Origin of the sequence: Pelagibius sp. Alg239-R121 (assembly GCF_947331435.1) — a bacterium.
Lineage (GTDB): Bacteria > Pseudomonadota > Alphaproteobacteria > Kiloniellales > Kiloniellaceae > Denitrobaculum.
On sequence record NZ_CAMZOF010000002.1, the window covers coordinates 325,604 to 348,222 of the forward strand.

18 protein-coding genes are annotated in these 22,619 nt (G+C 58.1%); 6 read left to right on the forward strand and 12 right to left on the reverse strand.

Features of this window, described 5'->3' with window-relative positions:
* Positions 1–981: 981 nt before the first annotated feature.
* A complete protein-coding gene (locus QMZ18_RS08745) occupies positions 982–1,446 on the forward strand; it encodes an Hsp20 family protein (protein ID WP_282605897.1) in 465 nt (154 codons plus the stop codon).
* A gap of 90 nt (positions 1,447–1,536) precedes the next feature.
* Positions 1,537–1,755 (forward strand): DUF1150 family protein, encoded by a 219-nt coding sequence (locus QMZ18_RS08750; RefSeq protein WP_282605898.1) that lies wholly within the window; start codon positions 1,537–1,539, stop codon positions 1,753–1,755.
* A gap of 188 nt (positions 1,756–1,943) precedes the next feature.
* Here the strand turns inward: QMZ18_RS08750 and ptsN are convergent, their stop codons facing one another.
* From ptsN to QMZ18_RS08790, 8 genes are all read right to left on the reverse strand, one after another.
* Positions 1,944–2,408: a PTS IIA-like nitrogen regulatory protein PtsN gene (gene ptsN / locus QMZ18_RS08755; protein WP_282605899.1), complete on the reverse strand. Its 465-nt coding sequence runs from the start codon at positions 2,406–2,408 to the stop codon at positions 1,944–1,946.
* 23 nt (positions 2,409–2,431) lie between these two features.
* On the reverse strand, positions 2,432–3,019 hold the full coding sequence (gene raiA, locus QMZ18_RS08760) for a ribosome-associated translation inhibitor RaiA (protein WP_282605900.1): 588 nt from the start codon (positions 3,017–3,019) through the stop codon (positions 2,432–2,434).
* A 921-nt stretch (positions 3,020–3,940) separates the two neighbouring features.
* A complete protein-coding gene (gene rpoN, locus QMZ18_RS08765) occupies positions 3,941–5,539 on the reverse strand; it encodes an RNA polymerase factor sigma-54 (RefSeq protein WP_282605901.1) in 1,599 nt (532 codons plus the stop codon).
* A 12-nt stretch (positions 5,540–5,551) separates the two neighbouring features.
* Positions 5,552–6,346, reverse strand: coding sequence for an LPS export ABC transporter ATP-binding protein (gene lptB, locus QMZ18_RS08770; protein WP_282605902.1), 795 nt, complete (start codon positions 6,344–6,346; stop codon positions 5,552–5,554).
* 70 nt (positions 6,347–6,416) lie between these two features.
* Positions 6,417–7,268 carry an LptA/OstA family protein gene (locus QMZ18_RS08775; protein ID WP_282605903.1) on the reverse strand — a complete coding sequence of 284 codons (852 nt, stop codon included), beginning with the start codon at positions 7,266–7,268 and terminating at the stop codon, positions 6,417–6,419.
* Entirely contained in the window at positions 7,265–7,951 is a 687-nt protein-coding gene (lptC, locus tag QMZ18_RS08780; protein ID WP_282605904.1) for an LPS export ABC transporter periplasmic protein LptC, read from the reverse strand. Before lptC ends, QMZ18_RS08775 begins: the two co-directional genes overlap by 4 nt.
* 17 nt (positions 7,952–7,968) lie before the next feature.
* The gene (locus tag QMZ18_RS08785; RefSeq protein WP_282605905.1) at positions 7,969–9,042 is read right to left on the reverse strand and encodes an SIS domain-containing protein; all 1,074 of its coding nucleotides are present in this window, start codon (positions 9,040–9,042) and stop codon (positions 7,969–7,971) included.
* A 160-nt stretch (positions 9,043–9,202) separates the two neighbouring features.
* Complete coding sequence (locus tag QMZ18_RS08790) at positions 9,203–9,823, reverse strand: ribonuclease D (protein WP_282605906.1); 621 nt, start codon at positions 9,821–9,823, stop codon at positions 9,203–9,205.
* Positions 9,824–10,093: 270 nt separating this feature from the next.
* Here QMZ18_RS08790 and QMZ18_RS08795 point away from each other — a divergent pair, with 270 nt between their 5' ends.
* Positions 10,094–11,044, forward strand: a complete 951-nt coding sequence (locus QMZ18_RS08795) for a complex I NDUFA9 subunit family protein (RefSeq protein WP_282605907.1) — start codon at positions 10,094–10,096, stop codon at positions 11,042–11,044.
* A gap of 25 nt (positions 11,045–11,069) precedes the next feature.
* Here the strand turns inward: QMZ18_RS08795 and QMZ18_RS08800 are convergent, their stop codons facing one another.
* Positions 11,070–11,891 (reverse strand): undecaprenyl-diphosphate phosphatase, encoded by an 822-nt coding sequence (locus QMZ18_RS08800; RefSeq protein WP_282605908.1) that lies wholly within the window; start codon positions 11,889–11,891, stop codon positions 11,070–11,072.
* An 822-nt stretch (positions 11,892–12,713) separates the two neighbouring features.
* Between QMZ18_RS08800 and QMZ18_RS08805 the strand changes: the two genes are divergently transcribed.
* From QMZ18_RS08805 to QMZ18_RS08815, 3 genes are all read left to right on the forward strand, one after another.
* Complete coding sequence (locus QMZ18_RS08805; protein WP_282605909.1) at positions 12,714–14,183, forward strand: NAD(P)-dependent oxidoreductase; 1,470 nt, start codon at positions 12,714–12,716, stop codon at positions 14,181–14,183.
* Between the two features lie 106 nt (positions 14,184–14,289).
* Positions 14,290–18,861, forward strand: a complete 4,572-nt coding sequence (gltB, locus tag QMZ18_RS08810; protein ID WP_282605910.1) for a glutamate synthase large subunit — start codon at positions 14,290–14,292, stop codon at positions 18,859–18,861.
* Between the two features lie 184 nt (positions 18,862–19,045).
* The gene (locus QMZ18_RS08815) at positions 19,046–19,714 is read left to right on the forward strand and encodes a glutathione S-transferase family protein (RefSeq protein WP_282606237.1); all 669 of its coding nucleotides are present in this window, start codon (positions 19,046–19,048) and stop codon (positions 19,712–19,714) included.
* Between the two features lie 216 nt (positions 19,715–19,930).
* Here QMZ18_RS08815 and QMZ18_RS08820 read toward each other — a convergent pair whose 3' ends face one another.
* The 3 genes from QMZ18_RS08820 to QMZ18_RS08830 all read right to left on the reverse strand — a co-directional run bounded on the left by QMZ18_RS08820 (position 19,931) and on the right by QMZ18_RS08830 (position 22,517).
* Entirely contained in the window at positions 19,931–20,803 is an 873-nt protein-coding gene (locus tag QMZ18_RS08820) for a TIGR01459 family HAD-type hydrolase (protein ID WP_282605911.1), read from the reverse strand.
* 65 nt (positions 20,804–20,868) lie between these two features.
* On the reverse strand, positions 20,869–21,723 hold the full coding sequence (locus tag QMZ18_RS08825) for a nitroreductase family protein (protein ID WP_282605912.1): 855 nt from the start codon (positions 21,721–21,723) through the stop codon (positions 20,869–20,871).
* Positions 21,724–21,752: 29 nt separating this feature from the next.
* Entirely contained in the window at positions 21,753–22,517 is a 765-nt protein-coding gene (locus QMZ18_RS08830; RefSeq protein ID WP_282605913.1) for a tetratricopeptide repeat protein, read from the reverse strand.
* Positions 22,518–22,619 lie beyond the last annotated feature (102 nt).

A 22,619-nucleotide genomic window follows, 5' to 3' on the forward strand; every position in this document is an offset into this window, starting at 1 on the left:
CGGCTTAACGGCGATATTGCTGAATGAACCTCATAAGATGCGTTGTCCCGTTCCACGGCAATTCCTCAGGCTGTTCCAGATCGTTCATTGGGCGCGGCTCGGTCTCCTCTCTTCATCGGCAAGCGTTGGAGCCGGCCTTGTCGGGGTTGTGTTGTCTGGGGTAGGCGCTGTCGAGGACACATTATTGGCGGGCAGATACTCTTTAGGAGGACAGACATTTTCCGGAGCAAGCTCAACCTAAGTTAAACCGCCGCCATCCAAGATTACCCGCAGTATGTGAACGAATTCATCGCCGCAGCTTCAAAGAGATTTGGCCCCGGCGGCCGGGTCACCCGGAATTTGAGGAAAAGTGAGGAAAGTGCGCCTGTTAAGCTATAGATCCCGCAGCCTAAACAGCTGAATCTTGTATATTTTCCGAAGTGCTCAGATGATCGTTGTGCGTGCAATTTACAGCCCGCTCTTCCGCTTTTGGCACCTGAGTTTCAAGACGAGTGCTCAAGACTTCATGGAGGCTGCGAAGCGGGCGATTGAGATAAGGGCTAAGAGATTGATTAAATTTATTTTTTGGCATCTTATCCACAGCCTTATCCACAAGATGTAGTATGTTGATAGAGCTAACCTACCTTATCTGGCGTTAAGAAAGCGTTAATCGCAACATTTTGGTAACCATATTTTCGTTGAAAGTCAGCTAAGGCTATGACAACAAAAGATACTTTTTCATATGCCATGATCAGCACCCTTTCCGGAATCTTTTCCACAATCTGAGGGAAGTGTAAGGCCGGTCTCGGGACTCGCGGTGATGATGGCCGGTGCTCCCCCGCAAGAGCCCGGCAGATCTCAAAACTTGATCGCCAGGAAAAACCTCCCAAGTAAGGGTAGCGCACCGTGCCGAAAGGCAGGTGGTCAAACGTTGGACGCTGCTTGGCAGGTCCTGATGATTATAACGCAGCCCTTGCTCACAGGAGAGGAGGACGCTGGCAGATGACCCGGATGTCTTTATTCAATAGCCCGTTAATGCTCGGCTTCGAACAGTTCGAACAGGCGATCGACCGTATTTCGAAGACGGCGTCGGACGGATATCCCCCCTATAATGTCGAAAAGCTCGCAGATAACCGGCTTCGCATAACCTTAGCCGTCGCAGGCTTCACGTCGGATGACATGCAGGTCCAGATCGAAAGCAACCAGCTCGTCATCCACGGCAAGCAAAAAGACGATCAGAGCCGTGTTTACCTTCACCGTGGAATCGCTGCGCGGCAGTTTCACCGCAGCTTCGTTCTCGCCGACGGTGTGGAAGTCAGCGGAGCGTCGCTCGACAACGGCCTCCTGCACATAGACCTGGAGTGGCCCCAAATCGAGCCGGCGGTCAAAACCATTGCGATTCGCAGCGCAGAAACCAGCAAATCCCTGGAGCTCCCTGCACTAAAGGATCATGGCGCAGACGATTGAAGCCCGATCTTCGGAAAAACTTAGGCAAATGCCGCTTATTATGAAGCTTGTTAACATCTAGATCGTACGATCCAGGATGGAGGACGTAAAATGCAGAACACCTTGGAATTCGCGAACAGCATTTCGACCCATGACCTTCGTATCCTCGGGATTAACGAAGTTGCCTACATTAAGCCTCAAGAATCGGACGGGCAGGTGTACTACACCATCCACGCCGCCGATGGGACGGAGGTCGCGCGCGTCCCCGAACGGGAAGTCGCAGTCGTGACCGTGCGTCAGAACAATATGGAACCTGCCAGCATTCACTAGAGTCTTACCGCTTTTCACTGAATGAGTGAAAAGCGCGAATCAGGCTCTATGTCAAAGAGTTATGATGCTCCAGCGGCGCCAGTTCCGGCGCCGGAATTCCCCCTCCGACACCGCAGTCATTGTCCCGAGCAGCAGCAGGTGAGAGACCGGCGAGGTCCTTAACGCCGGATTGGCAGACCTATCAGCGGCTAAGCCGCATGACTGGCGGTTGATTCCGTTAACAGGGCGTAAATGCCGTCGGTACTGTCGGTGCCGCGCAATTTTTCGCATACGCTGCGGTTTCTCAGCAACCTGGAAACCCGTGCCAACGCCTTCAAGTGATCCGCGCCCGCTGTCTCAGGTGCCAGCAGCATGCAGATCAAATCGACCGGCTGTTCGTCGATTGCGTCAAAATCGATCGGCGTCTCAAGGCGTGCAAACATACCGTAGAGGCGGTCGAGGCCGGCCAGCTTGCCATGCGGGATGGCGATGCCGTTCCCCACGCCGGTGGTCCCCAGGCGTTCCCGTTCGATCAGAACCTCGAACAGGACGCGTTCCGGTTGACCCGTCAGCTCAGAGGCGCGTTTGGCAAGCTCTTGAAGTGCCTGTTTTTTGCTGGTCACCCGCAAATTGGCAACAACACTGCCATGGCTGATGAGATCGGCAATTTCCATGATGATATCTTGGTTGTGAAAAACTATTCGCCGCGATTGCCGCGGGGGTCGATCCAGCCGATGTTACCGTCTGGTCGACGATAGATCATATTCAGGCCGCCGTGAGAACTATTGCGGAACATCATCGCCGGAAGATCCTCCAAATCCATACGCATAACGGCCTGTCCAGCCGTCAGGCTCGGGATATCTGTGGCCATTTCGGCCACGATCAAAGATTTGCTATCCCCTTCATCGCCCTCGCCATCCAGCGATTCGGCGTCTCCTGAGAGAATATACTGCTGCGCCAACTGAGTCTCAACCGCACGCTCATTCGAGTTGCCGTGATCACGGAGTTTCCGCTTGTGCCGGCGCAGGCGCTTGGACAAACGCTCCGCCGCGACATCAAAGGCCGGATAGGGCTCTGCAGCCGCACCGTTGGCCTGCAATCGAATATTGCGGCCGACATGGGCTGAAACCGTCGCCTGATAGAGATGGGCTTCGCGTGTCAAGGTCACATTGACTTCGATGGCGTCACCGAAATATTTGTCGAGTGTTCGCGACAGACTGTCCTCAATATGGGTGCGCATCGCGTCACCAACATCGAGCTGCTTCCCTTTGACGGATAGCTGCATATTTCTATATTTCTCTAGGATTTCTGCGGGTTTTCGAAGTTTTTTGGCTTCTGTTCAGCCCAGGACGGCGCACATTAGTGTCGGCCCTGCATGGAGTCAATAGTTGCGCTATCACTGTTGAGACTCCCGTTTCCGTCGAACCTCAGACCTAGAGCCTGATCGTTTCATTTTGAAGCAAAATGAAACGTGAATCAGTCTCTAATTATAACTACTTGGAGGGCGATTCACACTTTTGATCAATCAAATCAAAAGTGAACGCACTCCTGAGCCTGATCGTTTCATTTTGAAGCAAAATGAAACGTGAATCAGTCTCTAACTATAACTACTTGGAGGGCGATTCACACTTTTGATCAATCAAATCAAAAGTGAACGCACTCCTGAGCCTGATCGTTTCATTTTGAAGCAAAATGAAACGTGAATCAGTCTCTAATTATAACTACTTGGAGGGCGATTCACACTTTTGATCAATCAAATCAAAAGTGAACGCACTCCTGAGCCTGATCGTTTCATTTTGAAGCAAAATGAAACGTGAATCAGTCTCTAACTATAACTACTTGGAGGGCGATTCACACTTTTGATCAATCAAATCAAAAGTGAACGCACTCCTGAGCCTGATCGTTTCATTTTGAAGCAAAATGAAACGTGAATCAGCCTCTTTATCAACAAGTTAGAGAGGCATTAACCTTCTCGATTGTTGCAATCAAGAGCAACTACTCCGCCTTGTTCATAGCGTTAGCCTAAACCCATCTGCGCCGCTTTGCCAGTATCCTGGCATCACTTTCCGGCCGATCTTGAGTACGGTCGTTCTTGAAGGAAACAGCCGGGAACGCGAATCGCCCTGTAACTATATGAATCAGCCGCGGGTTCAGTGCGTGGAGGCGTATAGCCTAGGGGGCAGAACAAAGGGCGCAGGACACGCTTTTATAGATGGGCGGCTTTTTCACGCCGGCGCTGAACCGAAGAAGGAATGCGCATGGCTTCGCGGTATTTTGCGACCGTACGGCGCGCAATATCAATACCATCACTTCTCAACATCTCTACGATCGAGTCATCGGACAGCACCTTGGCCGCGTTCTCCGCATCGATCAAAATCTTAATCCGATGGCGGACGGCTTCTGCCGAATGGGATTCGCCATCCGACCCACCTATCGAAGCGGTAAAGAAGTACTTGAGCTCGTAGGTACCGCGTGGTGTGACGATGTATTTGTTGGAAGTTACGCGGCTGACCGTCGATTCGTGCATCTCAATGACCTCGGCGATATGCCGAAGTGTCAGAGGCTTCATATGCTGCACGCCTTTGCGGAAAAAGGCGTCCTGCTGCCGCACGATTTCAGCCGCCACTTTCAAGATCGTCGTGGCCCGTTGATGCAGCGATTTTACCAGCCAGTTTGCGGTCTGATATTGATTCGATAGATAATCACGCTCTTCTTTCGTCCTGACCTTTTCGGACACGTGCGCGAAGTAGCGCGTATTAATCAGAACACGCGGCAGCGTATCGCTGTTCAACTCGACGATCCAGGTGCCGTCCGGCTGCGCACGCATAAGAACGTCCGGAATAATGGGTTCGGCGGCATTATCGTCGAAAGCCGCTGCGGGTCTGGGATTGAGCGCCTTGATCTCGGCAATCATTTCCATCAGGTCTTCGTCGTCGACACCGCAAATCTTGCGCAACTCGGACAGTTGCCGCGTCGCAATAAGGTGGAGATTATCGAGCGCCAGTTCTATGGCAGGATCAAGCCGGTTTTGCTCGGCAAGCTGTAAGGCAAGGCATTCGCTCAGCGAGCGTGCAAAAACGCCCGCCGGGTCCATTTTCTGCAGGATGGCCAGGGTCGATTCGACTCGGCTCAAATCGCAGGACAGTGTCGCCGCCAGTTCCTCCAGCTCACCGACGATATAGCCACTGGCATCGAGCATATCGATCAGATGAACACCGATCATACGATCGACCGGATCGTCGACCTCAATCTGCAATTGATCAAGTAAGTGCTGCCGGAGCGTCACAGTCTCGGTCAGCTGGCTTTCAATCGAATTTTCGCTGTCTTCGAAGCGCGTATTGCCACCGGCCCCCCAGTTGGAGAAGGCCGTGTCCTCCTGTCCCCGATCGTCACCGGGACTGCTTTGATAGACATCTTCAAAGTCGGTGTCGAGAGGAGCTTCGTTGGCTCCGGGCAGGTTATCGGCGTTGGCCAGATCGAGCGAATCGGGTTGAGATTCGACCGGCTCGGCCTGCGGATCGGATGTCGTTTCGGGGCCGGTTGCCGCATTGCCCGACGCATCCCCGTCGTGTCCGTTGCTATAGGCAGGTTCGCTCGCCGCGGCACTTTCCTGTGCTGCGTTTTCGCTGGCTCCGCCATCAGGGCCGTCTTCCCTCTCAAGCAAAGGGTTTTGCTCAAGTTCCCTGTCGATGAAGGCCGCAAGCTCGACGTTGGAAAGTTGCAGCAGTTTGATCGCCTGCTGCAGCTGCGGCGTCATGACAAGGGTCTGGCCCTGTCGGAGTTCTAACCTTTGGGTCACCGCCATATGGTTAAACCCTTAAAGGCTAAACCTTTCGCCCAGGTAAACACGCCGCACATCTTCATGCGCGACGATCTCGGACGGGTTGCCTTCCATGAGCACCATTCCATCGTGAATGATGTATGCGCGATCAACGATCTCCAGTGTTTCCCTGACATTGTGGTCGGTGATCAACACACCGATCCCCCGGTCCTTGAGATGAGACACCAGATCGCGAATGTCGCCGACTGCAATCGGGTCGATGCCCGCCAGGGGCTCGTCCAGCAGGATGAAGCCGGGTTGCGACGCCAGAGCGCGGGCGATTTCGACTCGGCGTCGTTCGCCACCCGAGAGAGCCATGGCAGGCGTGCGCCGCAGATGAGTGATCGAGAATTCAGCCATCAGGTCTTCGAGCATGGCCTCGCGGCGCTCGCGATCGGATTCCGTAACCTCAAGTACGCCCCGGATATTCTGCTCGACGTTCAATCCGCGAAAGATCGACGCTTCCTGCGGCAGGTAGCCGACTCCCATCCGCGACCGCCGGTACATCGGCATATCCGTGATGTCGTTGCCGTCGAGGGTCACCCAGCCATAGTCCGGTGAGAGCAGTCCGGTGATGATATAAAAGCTTGTTGTCTTGCCGGCACCGTTCGGGCCGAGCAGACCGACGGCTTCGCCGCGCTGGAGTTCCATCGAGATGCCACGCAGAACCGGCCGCTTTTTGAAGCTCTTACCGATATTGACCGCCATAAGTCCGGAATTGTCCGCAACCAGCCTCGGTTTTGCTCTGTCACCGTCTGCTTCTTCGACCTGACCGCTCTTTATTTCCCGCATTTCAACTTTCTCGATTTAACCACCGGCATCAAAAATGCATTCGATGCGCAGGTATTGGTAGCATAAACACTCAGCAACCGTCCTTACCTTTGTCGACCGAGCCCGGCACAACAAGCACGTTGACGGGACCACCATCACCGGCAAGCATCCTGCTGACACCGGTCGCAAGGTTCACTTCGGCTTCGTTACCATTCATCTGGTTGCCGCAGCGCGTAACCTTGACGTTGCCGACCAGCCGCGCGACCTCCCGCTTGACGAAATACTGCCCCTTATCGGCACGTGCGAACTCCTGCTGTGTCGCCACTTCGACGTTGCCAAAGGCATCGACCCTGTGCAGTTCCAGCTTTTCCTTCGCATCCTGCTCGAAATGGGCGGTCAGGACATCGCCGCGGATCCGCTTATCTTCGCGAATGGCGACCGCATTGCCGCGTGCCACGGCAAGCTGCTTACCCTCCCAGTACTCCAGGCTGTCACGGGCGGTCAGAACATCCGGCCCGCTGGTCAGCTTCAGATTGTCTCCGGTCAGCACCAGGATACCGTTTTCGACGTCATAAACACCGTCTTCGCCGTACACCACCTCGTTCGGCGTCACGATCCGGACGTCGCCATGCACGTCAATCCGGTAGATGTCGGTGTTGGACTTGGCGGTTTCCTTGTAGCTGGCGATCATTACATCAGCAAAGACCTCAAGCTCGCCACGGGCTGCCCGGGCATTGCCCCGCGCCACATAGGTCTGCTCGTCACGCCGCCATTCAATGCCGTCTTCCGCGTTGATCTCCAACGGTGCGTCGCCCTTGTCCAGGCCCGAGAGGCCCTGGGCGTGCAGCGGCGTGGCAAGAGAAAGCCAAGTGAAGGCAAGACCGAGCAGCAGAGTCCGGACGGCTCGAAACCGTGTCGAGTTTCCGAACGCAAATTCAATCAACGGATGGCCTCCTGCGCTTCCGGGTAGACGATCAGGCGGCTTTTGCCTGTAAAGGTGATTCTCGCACCTTCTTGCGTAATACGGAAGCCTTCTGCGTTGAGCCGTCCGGCGGGACCATGTCCTTCCACGGGACTGTCACCCTGCGCGTCCTTGGTTTTGAGGTCGATCGTGGCTGCCTCGGTGCGGATCTCGAAGCCCTGGTCGTGAAAGAGATCGACGTCTCCGATCAGTTCAAGCTGCTGTTCCTCATAAAAAAAACGTCCGGATTTTGCCGTCAGCGCAAGCCAGGTATCGTCCTCCAGCGTGATATCCGCTTTGGGCAACTCGAGTTCGTAAAGGTTTCCATCGCCCGTCGATTGCGAAACGAGATCTGCGGTCACCGTAAACGGCCGGTTCTCTTCATCCACGCCGTTCCAGCGTGGGTTCAACACGCTAACTTCGCCCGCCCCCTGCCACTCCGGCACCGTTGTCGGGATGATGCCTTCCGTTGGGCCGATCTTCTGCCAGGCGATGACGAGGATAATAAGTCCGACCGCGGTGGCCGGCAGCAACACCTTCAGGACACTGACAAAACGGCTGTATCCGCTACGTTGAGAATAGCGCGGCGGCGGCGGCGCAGGTTCTGCGGGCGCGGCGGTAGCCGTTCCCCCGTAATCACCGTGACTGTCGAATGCCTGCGCCATGATGCTGTTCGAATTCCTCAAGCAACGCCGATGTGCAGACAGTCGTGCATCCTGACGATGCCGACGGGCCGGTCGTCCTCAAGGACGAAGAGACTGGTGATCTTGTTGTCGTTCATGACACCAAGCGCTTCGGCCGCAAGCGCCTGGGGCCGGATCGACTTCGGCTCCGGCGTCATGACATCGCGGACTCTGCATTGAAGAAGGGATGGCGCCATATTCCGCCGCAGGTCACCGTCGGTGACGATCCCGATCAGATTTTCCGACCCGTCGGTCACGCCGACACAGCCGAAGCCGCCGCCGGTCATGAGCAGGATAGCATCGGAAACCGCTGTCTCGGGATCGCACAGCGGCAATTCGTCGCGGCCACGCATCACTTCCGAAACGCGCACGAGTTTGCTGCCGAGGGCACCGCCCGGATGGAAGACGTGGAAATCCTGCGCGGAGAAGCCCTTGCACTCCAGCAGAGACACCGCGAGGGCATCACCAAGCGCCAGTGCCATCGTCGTTGAAGTCGTCGGCGCCTCGGTAATGGAACAGGCCTCGGGTGCCCGCGGCAGAATCAGAGCCACATCCGCTGCCTCGGCCAGAGTTGAACGGGCCCGGCTGGTCATGGCAATCAGCGGAATAGCGTAGCGCCGCGTATAGCCGACGATATCGGTCAGTTCGGTCGTGTTACCTGAATTCGACAGAGCCAGGACCACGTCATCCCTGGCAATCATGCCGAGGTCGCCATGACTGGCTTCGCCCGGATGCACGAACTGGGAAGGTGTGCCGGTCGACGCCAGCGTCGCGGCAATTTTGCGCGCGACGTGGCCGCTTTTGCCCATACCTGTGATAATGGCCCGCCCTTTCAGCGCGGCCAGGATGTCCAGCGCCTGCACGAAGCTCTCATCAAGGCCCTCGGCCAGGTCCTGCAAACCGTGGATCTCACGCTGTAGAACGCGGCGGCCGAACTCGAGGCCCTGACGGGTATCGACGGCAGCCGGTCCGGGATCACCGGCTTCGGAAACATCCGCGCCGGCTGAAGGAGTCGAGGGGGCGCTATCCTGCAGATCCGCGACTGCGGCGGGACTCGTTGCTAGCGGCTTCATGCCAACCTTCTCATCTCGTTTTTCATCTCAATTATGCACGACCTCGCCGATGAGGTCCCACTTTACCTTGCCTCGCCGTCTTCGCACCTTGACCAGACTGCCCCATCCCCAAAGGCCCCGACTTGACAGAGGTCAAAGGCCGCACGCGAACGCGGCCCGGTCAATGCGCAAAAATATCGACTTCGCTCCAGCCCGCCAGATCGAGCGCCGAGCGGGTCGGCAAAAACTCAAAACAGCTCTTTGCCAGTTCATTCCGGCCTTCCCGCACCAGCATCTCGTCGAGACGGCGCCTGAGTTCGTGCAGATAGAGCACGTCGGAAGCCGCATACTTCAATTGCTCCTGCGTCAGGGTTTTTGCGCCCCAATCCGAAGATTGCTGCTGCTTGGACATATCCTTGCCGATCAGTTCCCGGCAAAGATCCTTCAATCCGTGCCGGTCGGTAAAGGTCCGCGCAAGCTTAGAGGCAATCTTGGTGCAGTAAACCGGATTACAGTCGACATCCATATAGTGTTTCAGGGCCGCAAGATCGAAGCGGGCGAAATGGAAAAGCTTGGTCACCTTTTGGTCGGTCAGCAGCGCCCTCAGATTTGGCGCTTCGAAGGCGCCGTCGCGCAGCTGAACCAGATGGCAGACGCCATCACCGGCGGACAGCTGCACCAGACATAAACGGTCTCGCAGCGGATTCAACCCCATGGTCTCGGTATCGATGGCGACGGCATCGCCAAAATCCAGACCATCGGAAAGATCGTCTTGATGAAGATGTATCTCTGGTGCGTTCACGCGGTGGAACCTTTGTAACGGCCCTATGGATTATCCATTGGCCCAAAATATGGAGCTGCGGGCATTCTCACAACGCCTGAAGGCCTGTCAAGCTCTACGCCCCAGCGCACAGGACGGCTGGCGCAGCCACGGCGATCGCAGATCCCGACCCCGATCAGCCTAAACCATCGCTGCCTTCGCGTCGGCTATACCTTTTCTCTGGCGCTCGGGCTATTGTTTCCCTAACGACTCGCCCGGGATATCCAAAAAAAGAAATGCTGCGGGGGCGCTATGAAACAACGAAAAGTCACAATTTTCGGCGGATCCGGTTTTTTGGGACGTCATCTGGTCACACGGCTGGCCCGATCGGGCTGGTCCATCCTGTTGGCCGAACGCCACCCTTCGCGCGCACATTACCTGCAGCCGCTTGGTGACGTAGGTCAGATTTCCGCTGTCGCCGCCCGGGTTCAGGATGAAAGCCGCGTCGCCAGAGTCGTCGAAGGCGCTGACGCGGTGGTGAACCTAACCGGCATCCTCTATGAGTCGGGCCGGCAGAAATTCGATGCCGTCCATCATCTCGGCGCCGCCAATATCGCACGGGCGGCAGCGACCGCCGGCGCCCGGCATCTGGTCCATATCTCTGCAATCGGGGCGGATCCCGAGGCCGGGGCCAAATACGCCCGCTCGAAAGGACAGGGAGAAGAGGCCGTCCGTCAGGCCTTTCCAAACGCTACCATTCTGCGCCCCAGCATCGTGATCGGTCCGGAAGACGGATTTTTCAATCGCTTTGCCGATATGACCAGCGTCTCGCCCTTCCTACCCCTGGTAGGGGGTGGAAAGACGCGTTTCCAGCCGGTCTGCGTCGGCGACGTCGCAGAAGCGATTCAGATGGCCATGGAACGCAACGATCTTCTGGGGCAGACCTTCGAGTTGGGTGGCCCAGGAGTCTACAGCTTCAAGGCCCTGCTGGAGATGATGCTTGAGCAGATCGGCAAGCGGCGCGCCTTGATCCCTCTGCCTTTCGCCATCGCCAGCCTGCAGGCAACATTTCTGGAACTGCTTCCCGTTCCGCCTTTAACGCGCGACCAGGTTCGGATGCTGCGGAGCGACAATGTCGTGAGCGAAGATGCCAAGGGCTTCGCCGATCTGGGCATGACCCCGAATGCCGTCGAATCCGTGATCCCGACCTATCTGGACCGCCACCGGCCCGGCGGACGCTTCAACACCAACCAGACCTCTTAGCTAAGCGGCCTAGGAATGTAGCGGATCAGGCAATCCAGTAGAGCAGCGCGGCCCCCAGCAGAAGCCGGTAAACCACGAAGGGTGCAAAGCCCGCGTATTGGAGCCAGCGGATCATGACGGCAATGGTGATGAAGGCGACGGCGAAGGACACGCCGGCGGCCAGGATGACTTCGTGGCCGAACTGAAAGTCCGGTGCCTGATAGAACTTGCGGGCGAGGAGCAGACCCGGCCCGGCAATTGCGGGAATCGCCATGAGAAGGGAAAAACGCGCCGCTTCTGTACGTTCGAACCCCAGTAACCGCGCGGCCGACATGGTAATGCCCGAACGACTGGTGCCGGGGATCAGGGCCAACACCTGACAACAGCCAATCAGAAGGGCCGTCCAGATCGTCATGTGCTCGATCCGGCGTAGAGTCATTCCGACACGGTCCGTCACAAACAGAACCAGCGCGAAAATGATCGTCGTCCAGGCGACCACTTCGATGTTGTGCAGAGAATCGGCTATACGATCCAAAAAGAAGTATCCCACCAGACCAAGCGGAACGCTGGCCACGGCAACCAGGAAAACCAGTTTGGCACCCGGTGTTACCCGGCCGGCAAGAAGTGCGAAGAGCCCGCCGAGCATCGCCCCCAGATCCCGGTAATAGTAGAGGCAGACCGCAAGCAATGTGCCGACATGCACGGCAATATCGAGCAAAAGCCGTGAACGGGCGGTTTCCTGCGGCACCGACAGGCCGGCATAGTCTACCCCCTCCCACACCAGCACGAGGTGACCGGAAGAGCTGACCGGAAGAAATTCCGTAAGTCCCTGCACAATCGCCAGGACAAAAACATGAAGAAGCGCCAAGGCGTTTTCCTCTTATGCCAAGGAGCGTTGATACTGACGCACAGAGACATCTTTACGCGTCTTTCGGTTAGGTGTGCGCAGCCCGAAAATCGCTGAAAGCCGCCGCTGCACACAATCTCTTTCGGTCATTATCAACATTCCTTGGTATCAGCTTCTTATTGATCACCTGTTTTCACACTCAATCATGCAGCGACCGGTATCTAAATTTCGTTAACCATAATCAGGGCCGCGTCACCGCCTCTTCAGCACAACTTCGCAAAGCCGCTGTTCCTTGCAATCTTCCGCAGCAGGTATTTTCCGATGGTCGGACGTCATGGAAATTTGGGTCGAACAAGATCCACGCGGCTTATAGCACTACGCCTCAATTCGGGCACAGGCCCAAATTAGTCCCATTTCGGTACTATACTCCGTTAACCGCTTTGACTAACTCGCCTAAAAATATGTGTTGCGTCAATGGCTCTTGATTAATATGTCAGCATTTATGACCTATTAATCAGTTTCCTGTCGCTTTGACTGCTCAGATCGGTTATAGCTCTCCCCAATAGGCCTGTGCGGAGGCGAAAACTGCCGCGCGGGTTCTGTGCAGCCGGTCAGGCTACACACAAAAAGAGTGCGCTCGCCCGTTGGCACATTTTTGTCCCAAGGGTGAGGATCCGTTCAAAGTCTGCAACATCCAAGTTGTAGCGACGCTGCGAGATGGCGAACGCCGGCGGAATGACGGCTTCCGGCGACAAAAGCCTGCCCGCAGTCCGCTGGAACCGAAGCAGGCGCCGAAGACGGAGCGGGCGCGATACAGAGAGTCGTTAGGAGTGAGGTCGGAGAATGACGAAGAAAATGCTGCAGTTTGTCCATCGGGACCAGCATCTGCCGGAAAAGCGCGACGCATCATCGCGGCGCCAGGACTTCGACGAGATTTACCGCGAATATGATCCCAGCGGGGCGGCTGAGCAGGCCAGCCGCTGCTCGCAATGCGGCGTGCCCTTCTGCCAGGTCCACTGTCCTCTACACAACAACATTCCCGACTGGCTGATGCTGACGGCGGAAGACCGTTTGGAAGAAGCCTACGAGCTCTCGCAGTCGACTAACAATTTCCCGGAAATCTGCGGCCGGATCTGTCCCCAGGACCGTCTCTGCGAGGGCAACTGCGTGATCGAACAGGCCGGCCACGGCACGGTCACCATTGGATCCGTGGAAAAGTACATTACCGACACCGCATGGGAAAAAGGCTGGGTCAAGCCGGTCAAGCCGCTACGCGAACGCACAGAATCGGTGGGTATAATCGGTGCGGGTCCGGCCGGACTTGCCGCCGCCGAAGAGCTGCGGCGCAAAGGCTATCAGGTCGATATCTACGACCGTTACGACCGCGTCGGCGGGCTTTTGATCTACGGCATTCCAAACTTCAAGCTGGAAAAGGACATCGTCGAACGCCGGGCAAAGCTGCTCGCTGATTCGGGCGTGACCTATCATATGAATTTCGAGGTCGGTAAGGACTCAAGCCTGGAAGATCTGCGCAGCAAGCATGCTGCAGTGCTGATCGCGACGGGCGTCTATAAGGGCCGCGACATCAAGATGCCGGGCGTCGGGCTGGCCAATATTCTTCCGGCTTTGGATTACCTGACGGCATCAAACCGCAAGGGCCTTGGTGATTCGGTCCCCGATTTTGATGACGGCAACCTGAACGCCGAAGGCAAGAATGTCGTGGTTATCGGCGGTGGCGACACGGCGATGGACTGTGTGCGTACCGCGGTGCGCCAAGGCGCGAAATCGGTCAAATGCCTCTATCGCCGGGACCGTCAAAACATGCCGGGGTCTCAGCGCGAGGTGAAACACGCCGAAGAAGAGGGCGTCGAATTCATCTGGCTTTCCGCGCCGGAAGCTTTCTTGGGGAATGGCGCAGTCGAGGCCGTGCGCGCCTCGCGGGTCCACCTGGGAGTGGCCGATGCGACCGGTCGTCAGACTCCGCAAATCCTCGAAGGATCCAGTTTCACCATCGACGCTGATATTGCGATCAAGGCTTTGGGCTTCGATCCGGAAGACTTGCCGCAGATGTTCGACAGTAGCGACCTGACCGTGACCCGCTGGGGTACGCTAAAGGTCGATTTCCGGACCATGATGACCAGCCTGGATGGCGTTTTCGGAGCAGGTGACATCGTGCGGGGCGCTTCGCTGGTGGTCTGGGCGGTGCGCGATGGCCGCGACGTTGCCGAGCAGATCCACGGCTATATCCAGAAGGCCGCAGGCACTGAAACCAAGACCGCAAAGACCGTGGCCGGCGAACGCGCCGTCGCCTGATCCGGTCAGATCAAAGGCTGCGATACAGGCGGACCAGAACGAATGAATGGCCCGGAATGGGCGAGAGGATTCCTCAAAAAGGGCACCTCTTCAGGGATGTAAGAGCATGACGAAGAAAAGCGATTTCCAGAAGCAGCCGGAAGATAACGGCGTGAAGTTCATCGACAGTTGGGAAGACAACGCCCGCTACCTGTCGGAGCACGGCCTGTACGATCCTGCAGAGGAACATGCCTCCTGCGGCGTGGGCCTGGTCGCTTCGATCGACGGCCGCGCCAGCCGCCGGGTGGTCGAAGCCGGTATCAAGGCGCTGAAGGCAGTCTGGCATCGCGGCGCCGTCGACGCCGACGGAAAGACCGGCGACGGCTGCGGCATCCATGTTCAGATTCCCCAAGACTTTTTCCATGAACACGTCGAGCGGACGGGACATACGCCGATCGAAGGCAAACTTGCGGTCGGCATGGTCTTTCTGCCGCGCACGGATTTCTCGGCGCAAGAGCGCTGCCGGGTCATCGTCGAGCGCGAGATCCTGAATTTCGGCTACACGATCTATGGTTGGCGTCAGGTTCCCGTCGACACCACGGTCATCGGTGAGAAAGCCGCCGCCAACCGGCCGGAAATCGAGCAGATCATGATCGCCAACAGCCGCGGCGTCTCGCTCGAGCAATTTGAGACCGACCTCTACATCATCCGCCGGCGCATTGAAAAAGCCGCTGAGACGGATTCGATCAAAGACTTCTATATCTGTTCGCTGAGCTGCCGTTCAGTGATCTACAAAGGTATGTTCCTGGCCGAGTCCCTGGCCGAATTCTATCCGGATCTGAACGACGACCGCTTCATCTCGAATTTCGCGATCTTCCACCAGCGCTATTCCACCAACACCTTCCCGACCTGGCATCTGGCACAGCCCTTCCGGATGGTCGCGCACAACGGCGAAATCAATACGGTGCGCGGCAACGTGAACTGGATGAAGGCGCACGAATGCCGCATGGCATCGGAAACCTTCGGCGACAATATCGAGGAACTAAAGCCGGTGATCCAGCCGGGCAGTTCCGACTCGGCGGCCCTGGATGCGGTTTTCGAGCTGGTCGTGCGGGCAGGACGCAGCCTGCCTATGGCGAAAATCATGCTGGTCCCCGAAGCCTGGGACAACAACTCGGCTGTCCCGCAATCCCACAAGGATCTTTATGGCTACAGCAACGCCGTGATGGAGCCCTGGGACGGTCCGGCTGCAATCTGCGGCTACGGTGGCCGCTGGGTCATGGCCGGCATGGACCGGAACGGTCTGCGGCCAATGCGCTACACGATCACCCACGACGGCATACTGTTTGCCGGCTCCGAGACCGGCATGGTACGCGTCGACGAAAATTCGGTCCGTGAAAAGGGCAGACTCGGACCGGGCGAGATGATCGCGATCGATCTCGAGGACGGCAAGCTCTACCGGGACCGTGAGGTCAAGGACCACCTCGCCGAGCAGCAGCCTTACGGCGAGTGGGTGCGCAACACGACCGCCATCGACGATCTGGTGCGGGCCAGCGCGGACAAGGGCGAGAAATCTCACTTCGACCGCGAAGAACTTCGCCGGCGCCAGCTCAGCTTCGGCCAGACCATGGAAGATCTGGAACTGATCCTCCACCCGATGGTGGAAGAGGCCAAGGAAGCCCTTGGCTCCATGGGCGACGATACGCCGATGGCTGTGCTGTCCGATCATTACCGGGCACTGCACCATTTCTTCCGCCAGAATTTCAGCCAGGTCACCAACCCGCCCATCGACAGCCTGCGCGAGCGGCGTGTCATGACCCTGAAGACGCGCCTCGGCAACCTGGGCAACATCCTGGACGAGGACGAGACCCAGTGTAACCTGCTGCAGCTGGATTCACCGGTGCTGTCCAATGCCGAATTCCAGGCCATGCGCCACCACATGGGCGATACGGTCACCTCGATAAATTGCACCTTCGACGCTGCGGAGGACGAAGTCGGTCTGCGCAACGCGGTTGCACGTATTCAGCAAGAGGCGGAGAACGCCGTGCGCGAGGGCTGTGAACATCTGATTCTCAGCGATGAGGATGTAAATGCAGACCGCGCGGCCATGCCGATGATCCTGGCCACGGCCGCCGTGCACTCTCATCTGGTCAAACAGAAGCTGCGCACCTTCATCTCGCTGAATGTCCGCAGCGGCGAATGCATGGATGTTCACTATTTCGCAGTTCTGATCGGCGTGGGTGCGACTTCGGTCAACGCCTATCTGGCGCAGGAATCCATCGCCGACCGGCACCGGCGCGGCCTGTTCGGCGAATTATCGCTGGAAGATTGTGTGCGGCGCTTCAAAAAAGCCGTCGACGAAGGCCTCCTCAAGGTCATGTCAAAGATGGGCATCGCCGTCATCTCCTCTTACCGCGGCGGCTACAACTTCGAAGCCGTCGGGTTGTCCCGGACCTTGGTCGATGAATACTTCCCGGCCATGCCGAGCCGGATTTCCGGCATCGGTATGTCGGGCATCCAGCAAAAGATCCTGGACCTGCACCGCAAAGCCTGGACTGAGGATTTCATAGCTCTGCCGGTCGGCGGCTTTTACCGCTACCGCCGCGGCGGCGAGAGTCACGCTTGGGAAGCCGGACTCATCCATACCCTTCAATCGGCGGTCGCCAACGACGCCTACTCGACCTACCGTAAATTCAGCGAGGGAATTCGCAACCTCCCGCCCAGCAGCCTGCGCGATCTTGTCGACTTCAAGCGCGATGCCATCGAGCCCCTGTCGATCGAAGAAGTCGAATCGATCACGGCGATACGCAAGCGCTTCGTCACACCCGGGATGTCGCTGGGGGCTCTGAGTCCCGAAGCACACGGCACCCTCAACATCGCCATGAACCGGATCGGCGCTAAGTCGGATTCGGGTGAAGGCGGTGAGGTGCCCGAGCGCTTCATCCCACGTCCCAACGGCGACAACGAGAATTCGGCGATCAAGCAGATTGCGTCCGGCCGCTTCGGGGTGACTGCGGAGTATCTCAACAACTGCCGCGAAATCGAGATCAAGGTCGCCCAGGGCGCCAAGCCCGGCGAAGGCGGCCAGCTGCCCGGCTTCAAGGTCACCGAGATGATTGCCAAGCTGCGTCATGCCACGCCCGGTGTGATGCTGATTTCGCCGCCGCCGCACCACGACATCTATTCGATCGAAGATCTGGCGCAATTGATTTATGACCTGAAACAGATCAATCCGGATGCCAAGGTCTGCGTCAAGCTGGTGGCCCGCTCGGGCATCGGCACGATTGCCGCGGGTGTGGCCAAAGCAAAGGCCGACGTAATTCTGATCGCCGGCGGCAACGGCGGCACCGGCGCCTCGCCCCAGACCTCGATCAAGTTCGCAGGCGTGCCCTGGGAAATGGGTTTGAGCGAAGTGCAGCAGGTCCTCACACTCAACCGCCTGCGCCACAATGTGATTCTGCGCACCGACGGCGGCATCAAAACCGGCCGGGACGTGGTGATCGCCGCGATCCTGGGTGCAGAGGAATACGGCATCGGCACCGCCTCCCTGGTTGCCATGGGCTGCATCATGGTGCGCCAATGCCACTCCAACACCTGCCCCGTTGGCGTCTGCGTACAGGATGAAAAACTACGCGAGAAATTCACCGGCACGCCGGAAAAGGTTGTGAATCTTTTCAGCTTCATTGCCGAGGAAGTGCGGGAAATCCTCGCCTCGCTCGGCGTGCGCTCACTGAACGAAGTCATCGGACGCACCGATCTGCTGGTTCAGGTCAGCCGCGGTGCCGCTCACCTCGACGATCTCGATCTCAACCCGCTGCTGGCGCGGGCCGAAAGCGATGGTCATCCGGTTCACTGCACCATCAAGGGCCGCAACGAAGTGCCTGAGACTCTCGATGCACAGATCATCGAGGACGCCCGTGCGCTGTTCGATGACGGCGAAAAGATGCAGCTGCAATATTCGATCCGCAATACCCACCGAGCGATCGGTACAAAGATGTCGTCCATGATTACCAGGCGCTTCGGTATGAAGGGCCTGAACCCAGGTCACGTCACCGTGCGCCTGCGGGGCTCGGCTGGGCAGTCGCTCGGGGCTTTCGCGGTCCAGGGCTTGAAGTTGGAGGTCTTCGGCGATGCCAACGACTATGTGGGGAAAGGTCTCTCCGGCGGCACCATCGTCGTGCGGCCGACCACAGCCAGTCCGCTGAATACCAACGAGAACACGATCATTGGTAACACCGTTCTTTACGGTGCCACCGATGGCCGGCTCTTTGCGGCGGGTCAGGCTGGTGAACGCTTCTGCGTCCGGAACTCGGCGGCTGTCGCCGTGGTCGAAGGCTGCGGCTCCAATGGCTGCGAATACATGACCGGCGGAACCGTCGTCATTCTCGGACAGGTCGGCCATAACTTCGGCGCAGGCATGACCGGCGGCATGGCCTTCATCTATGACGAAGAAGGTACTCTGCCCGATCGGATCAACAGCGAGAGCGTTATTTTTCAACGGGTTGAGACCGACCACTGGGAAGATGTTCTGAAAACCCTGATCGAAGAGCATATCCGCGAGACCCAATCGCGCTTTGCAGAGCGACTGATCATCGATTGGACTCACGAACGCGGCAAATTCTGGCAGATCGTACCGAAAGAAATGATTGACCGCCTGGCCCATCCGATAGGTGCGGGTGCGCGTGAACAGCGCGCCTGATCCCTGGTTAATGGCCAGAGAGGTCACATAAGGCAGCATACCCTGTAACTGCTGTAAAACTGCAACGGGCGCCTCTCGAATACGGAGGCGCCCGATTTTTTTTGAGATTTTGAGTGCCTGTCGCCCGCAGTCGGGTTATTCACTTCGGCGCTGTCAGATTTCCGAGAGACTCTATTTTTTTGTGATGCGTTACCTCTTTCACCTGCCGCTGGACCCGCAGTGCCGCAAGATCCGCATCCTGCTGGCAGAAAAGCGACTGGATTTCGATTTGAAGGTCGAGCCGATCTGGGAGCGTCGGGAAGGCTTTCTGCAGCTCAATCCAGCCTGTGAAGTCCCCGTTCTGACTGAGACCGACGGCACCGCCGTGGTCGGCGGTCAGGTCATCGCGGAATATCTGGAAGACGCCTACGACGAAACGCCCTTACTCGGGTCTACGCCGACCGAACGGGCCGAGACCCGGCGCATGGTTCTCTGGTTTGACGGCAAGTTCCATCAGGAGGTGACCGCCAATCTGGTCGGCCAAAAGCTGATGAAGCGGCTGAAGGGATCGGGTCAGCCCGACTCCGCTGCAATTCGCGCCGGACACGCCAACATCCACTATCATCTGGAATATATCTCCTGGCTCTGCGACCGGCGCCGGTGGCTGGCGGGCGACTCGCTCTCGCTGGCCGATATCGCCGCCGCCGCGCAGCTCTCCTGCCTCGACTTCATGGGCGATGTGCCCTGGGACAGGCACCCCGACGCCAAGGACTGGTACGCCCGGATCAAGTCACGGCCCAGCGTGCGCCCGATCCTGGCCGATCAGGTCCTGGGAACTAAACCGCCTAAGCACTACGCAGACCCCGACTTTTAGCATTAGGGACGCAGAGCAGCATATTTTCACGTTTTGACCCTGTTGATGTGCCTATAGCGGATTGCGTTATTCCGGAACCACAGGATCTCAAAATTTGCGTTCGAGATCAGCAGCTTGCTGATTGAGAGGCAGCACATTGTGAGTCCGTTTAAAGGCAAACTGCTCTTGTATCAAAGATCAGGAGTAGTGCGCTTTAGGCCACTGCTTCGGAAAGCCTCACCATTGCAGCCAGGGCAAAACTGCCCTGGGCCGTTCACCTGACTGTTCGACGACGCCATTCACCTTGTCCTGGTCCAGGTGACCGTCCGGGCGCAAGCCCAAGGCCTCGGCATGAATTCCGCCGCCGATCCAAACGGCATCAATTCCTGCCCGCCGCGCACCTCGGATGTCCGTGGCAAGGCTATCTCCAATCATCACGGCGCGGGCGCGTGGAGTTTCAGGGATCTCGTCAAACAAACGATCGAAAATATCTGGAAAGGGTTTGCCAAAGCGCTGCACCGTCCCACCCAGTTCTTCATACAGCGCCGCCAACGCGCCTGCGCAGGGGATCCTCCGCCCGCCGCGGTTGATCACGACGTCGGGGTTGACGCAAGTCATCGGCAGGCCGCGGGCCGCAGCCCCGGTCAAGAGGCCGCGATAATCTTCCGCTTGTTCCGTTTCTTCATTGATCAGGCCGGTACAGATGATCATCTCCGCCGCCTCAACGGCGACTTCCCGGCCACCGCAGGCATCCAAAGTCGGGCGGCAGCGTTCCGGGCCCAGATGGAAAAACGCCGGGCGCGCATTCGTCCCGGTACCCTTGGCTCCCGACGCGATGGCGCTCGCCGTAGCATCGCCCGACGTCAGCAACCGATCGTACAACTCCGCCTCGACGCCAAGTGCCGCCAAATGCAGGGCCACCGATGGGCCGAGCCTGGCCGCGTTGGACAGCAATACCACCCTCGCCCCCCGTTGGCGCAGATGCCGAAGGCAGTTCGCCGCGTCTGGGTAGACCGTTACGCCGTCATGGACAACACCCCAGAGGTCGAGGATGAAAAGGTCGTAATCGTCGGCCAATCCGGCCAAACCGCCCAAAATTGGAATATGCATCTGAAGTTTCCCAGATAACTCTCGCTTCTGAGGGAATCGCGTATCAGCGCTGCTGCCGATGGGCGTCAATCCAACCGGAATCCCTTACGCCGAATGAAGGCGCCGAAGTCTGCGCGTTCCGGGCGGCTGTACTGCCGCGCTTTATCTTCGGACCAGCCGTAATCGTCATTTGTCCCAAGTTCGGACGACAGTCGTTGCGCGCCGTAGGGCTGCGCCGCCGCCCGCCGCCGGTCATAGTCGACAATTGTCTCTTCTCTGTCGCGTTCGCCATAACGATCATGATGAAGCGTCGCGGCAAGCGGCAGCCGGAAGCTTGCGCGGGAAGACTCCAGGGGATGGCCGACAGCAAGAGCAGCAATCGGAAACACGAGATCCGGCAGAGCCAGGATTTCACTCGCCTCTTCGGCGCGGTTGCGAATCGCGCTGATGGGGCAGGTGCCCAAACCAGCCGATTCGGCGGCCAGAACAAAGGTTGTCAGCGCGATCGCCGCATCGACGCTGGCATTGAAGAAAGCATCGAGATGGTCGTTCACGAAGACATGGTCACGGAGTTCGTGCAGACCGCGCTGGCGCCGGTGATTGCCGCAAAAGACCACGAGTGCCGGTGCGCCTTTGACCCAATCCTGATCCGTTAACAGGTCCTTGAGGGCGCGCAACTGCCGCTCTTCGGTGATAATGACGATATCGCGCTGCTGCAGATCGCTCTTGGTCGGCGCGGCCAGGGCGAGGGCGGCAAGCAATTGAAGCTGCGCCAAAGGCGGTGGCTCCGGAGTGAAACGGCGCACGGAACCGCGCGCGGCCAGCCTGGACCAGAAAGACGGCAAGGAATCGCCATCGGGAAGAGCTGCCCGGTCAATGGTTTCGCCGGCATCACCGTAACGCTCGTCGAGCGCCGCAAAAAGCCTGTCCAGATCTGTCATCTATTGGGTCCTTACCCGGAGCGGCATCGCTACTCGACCTTGACGTCGAGCTTTTCCAGGTTCTTTTGCGCCGCATCGCCGGTCGGCGTTCCCTCTGCGATGTTGGCGGCCGTCACCCAGTCGGTGCGGGCACCCTGTTCGTCGCCGCTCAACCGGCGCAGGATACCGCGCTCCAACAATGCCTCGGCATATTCGGGCCGCAGCGAGAGAGCCCGGTTGACATCTTCCAATGCCAGTTCATTGGCGTCGAGATAGCGATAGGCAGTCGCACGGAAAACCAGGATATCCCCGCGCTCCGGCGCCAGATCCTCGGCCCGGTTAAGATCGTCGATGGCATCCCAATAGCTGGAAGCCGCCGCCAGGGACACAGAGCGGTCAATCAGCAGTTCAACATTGTCCGGATCCAGCTTCAGTGCCGCGGTAAGAACCTTGTAGGAGCGGTCCACGTCACCGTCCAGCAGCCAGGCCTGCGCCGCCTGCGCCAGAACATCGGCCCGCAGATCGTTGCGTGAATCGGTCATGTTCTGGGCCAGGGCTTCGAGGCGTTCGGCCGCTTCCTTGTATTGCCCGAGCCCGACCAGTGCGACATTCCCGCAGTGCCGGGCCGCATTGCCGCCGCCCTTGGATTCCCAGGCCAGTGCGGCCTCGAAGGCTTCCTCCGGCTGGATCTGCGTCAGCTGCATGCAGGCGGAGTACTGCTCTGCGTGGTCGATTTCCTGACCTGCAGCCGGCAAGGCAGGCGACAATGCCGCCAAAGCGATGCTGATCGCGACAGTTATTCTGGGAAATGCCAAACCAATACCCCAAACAGCCTTCAAACGCGGAGTCTGATCATTTTGTATTGTTTCAATCAAAATTGATCGCACTCTGGCTGGTCCGATGCCATATCTCGTATT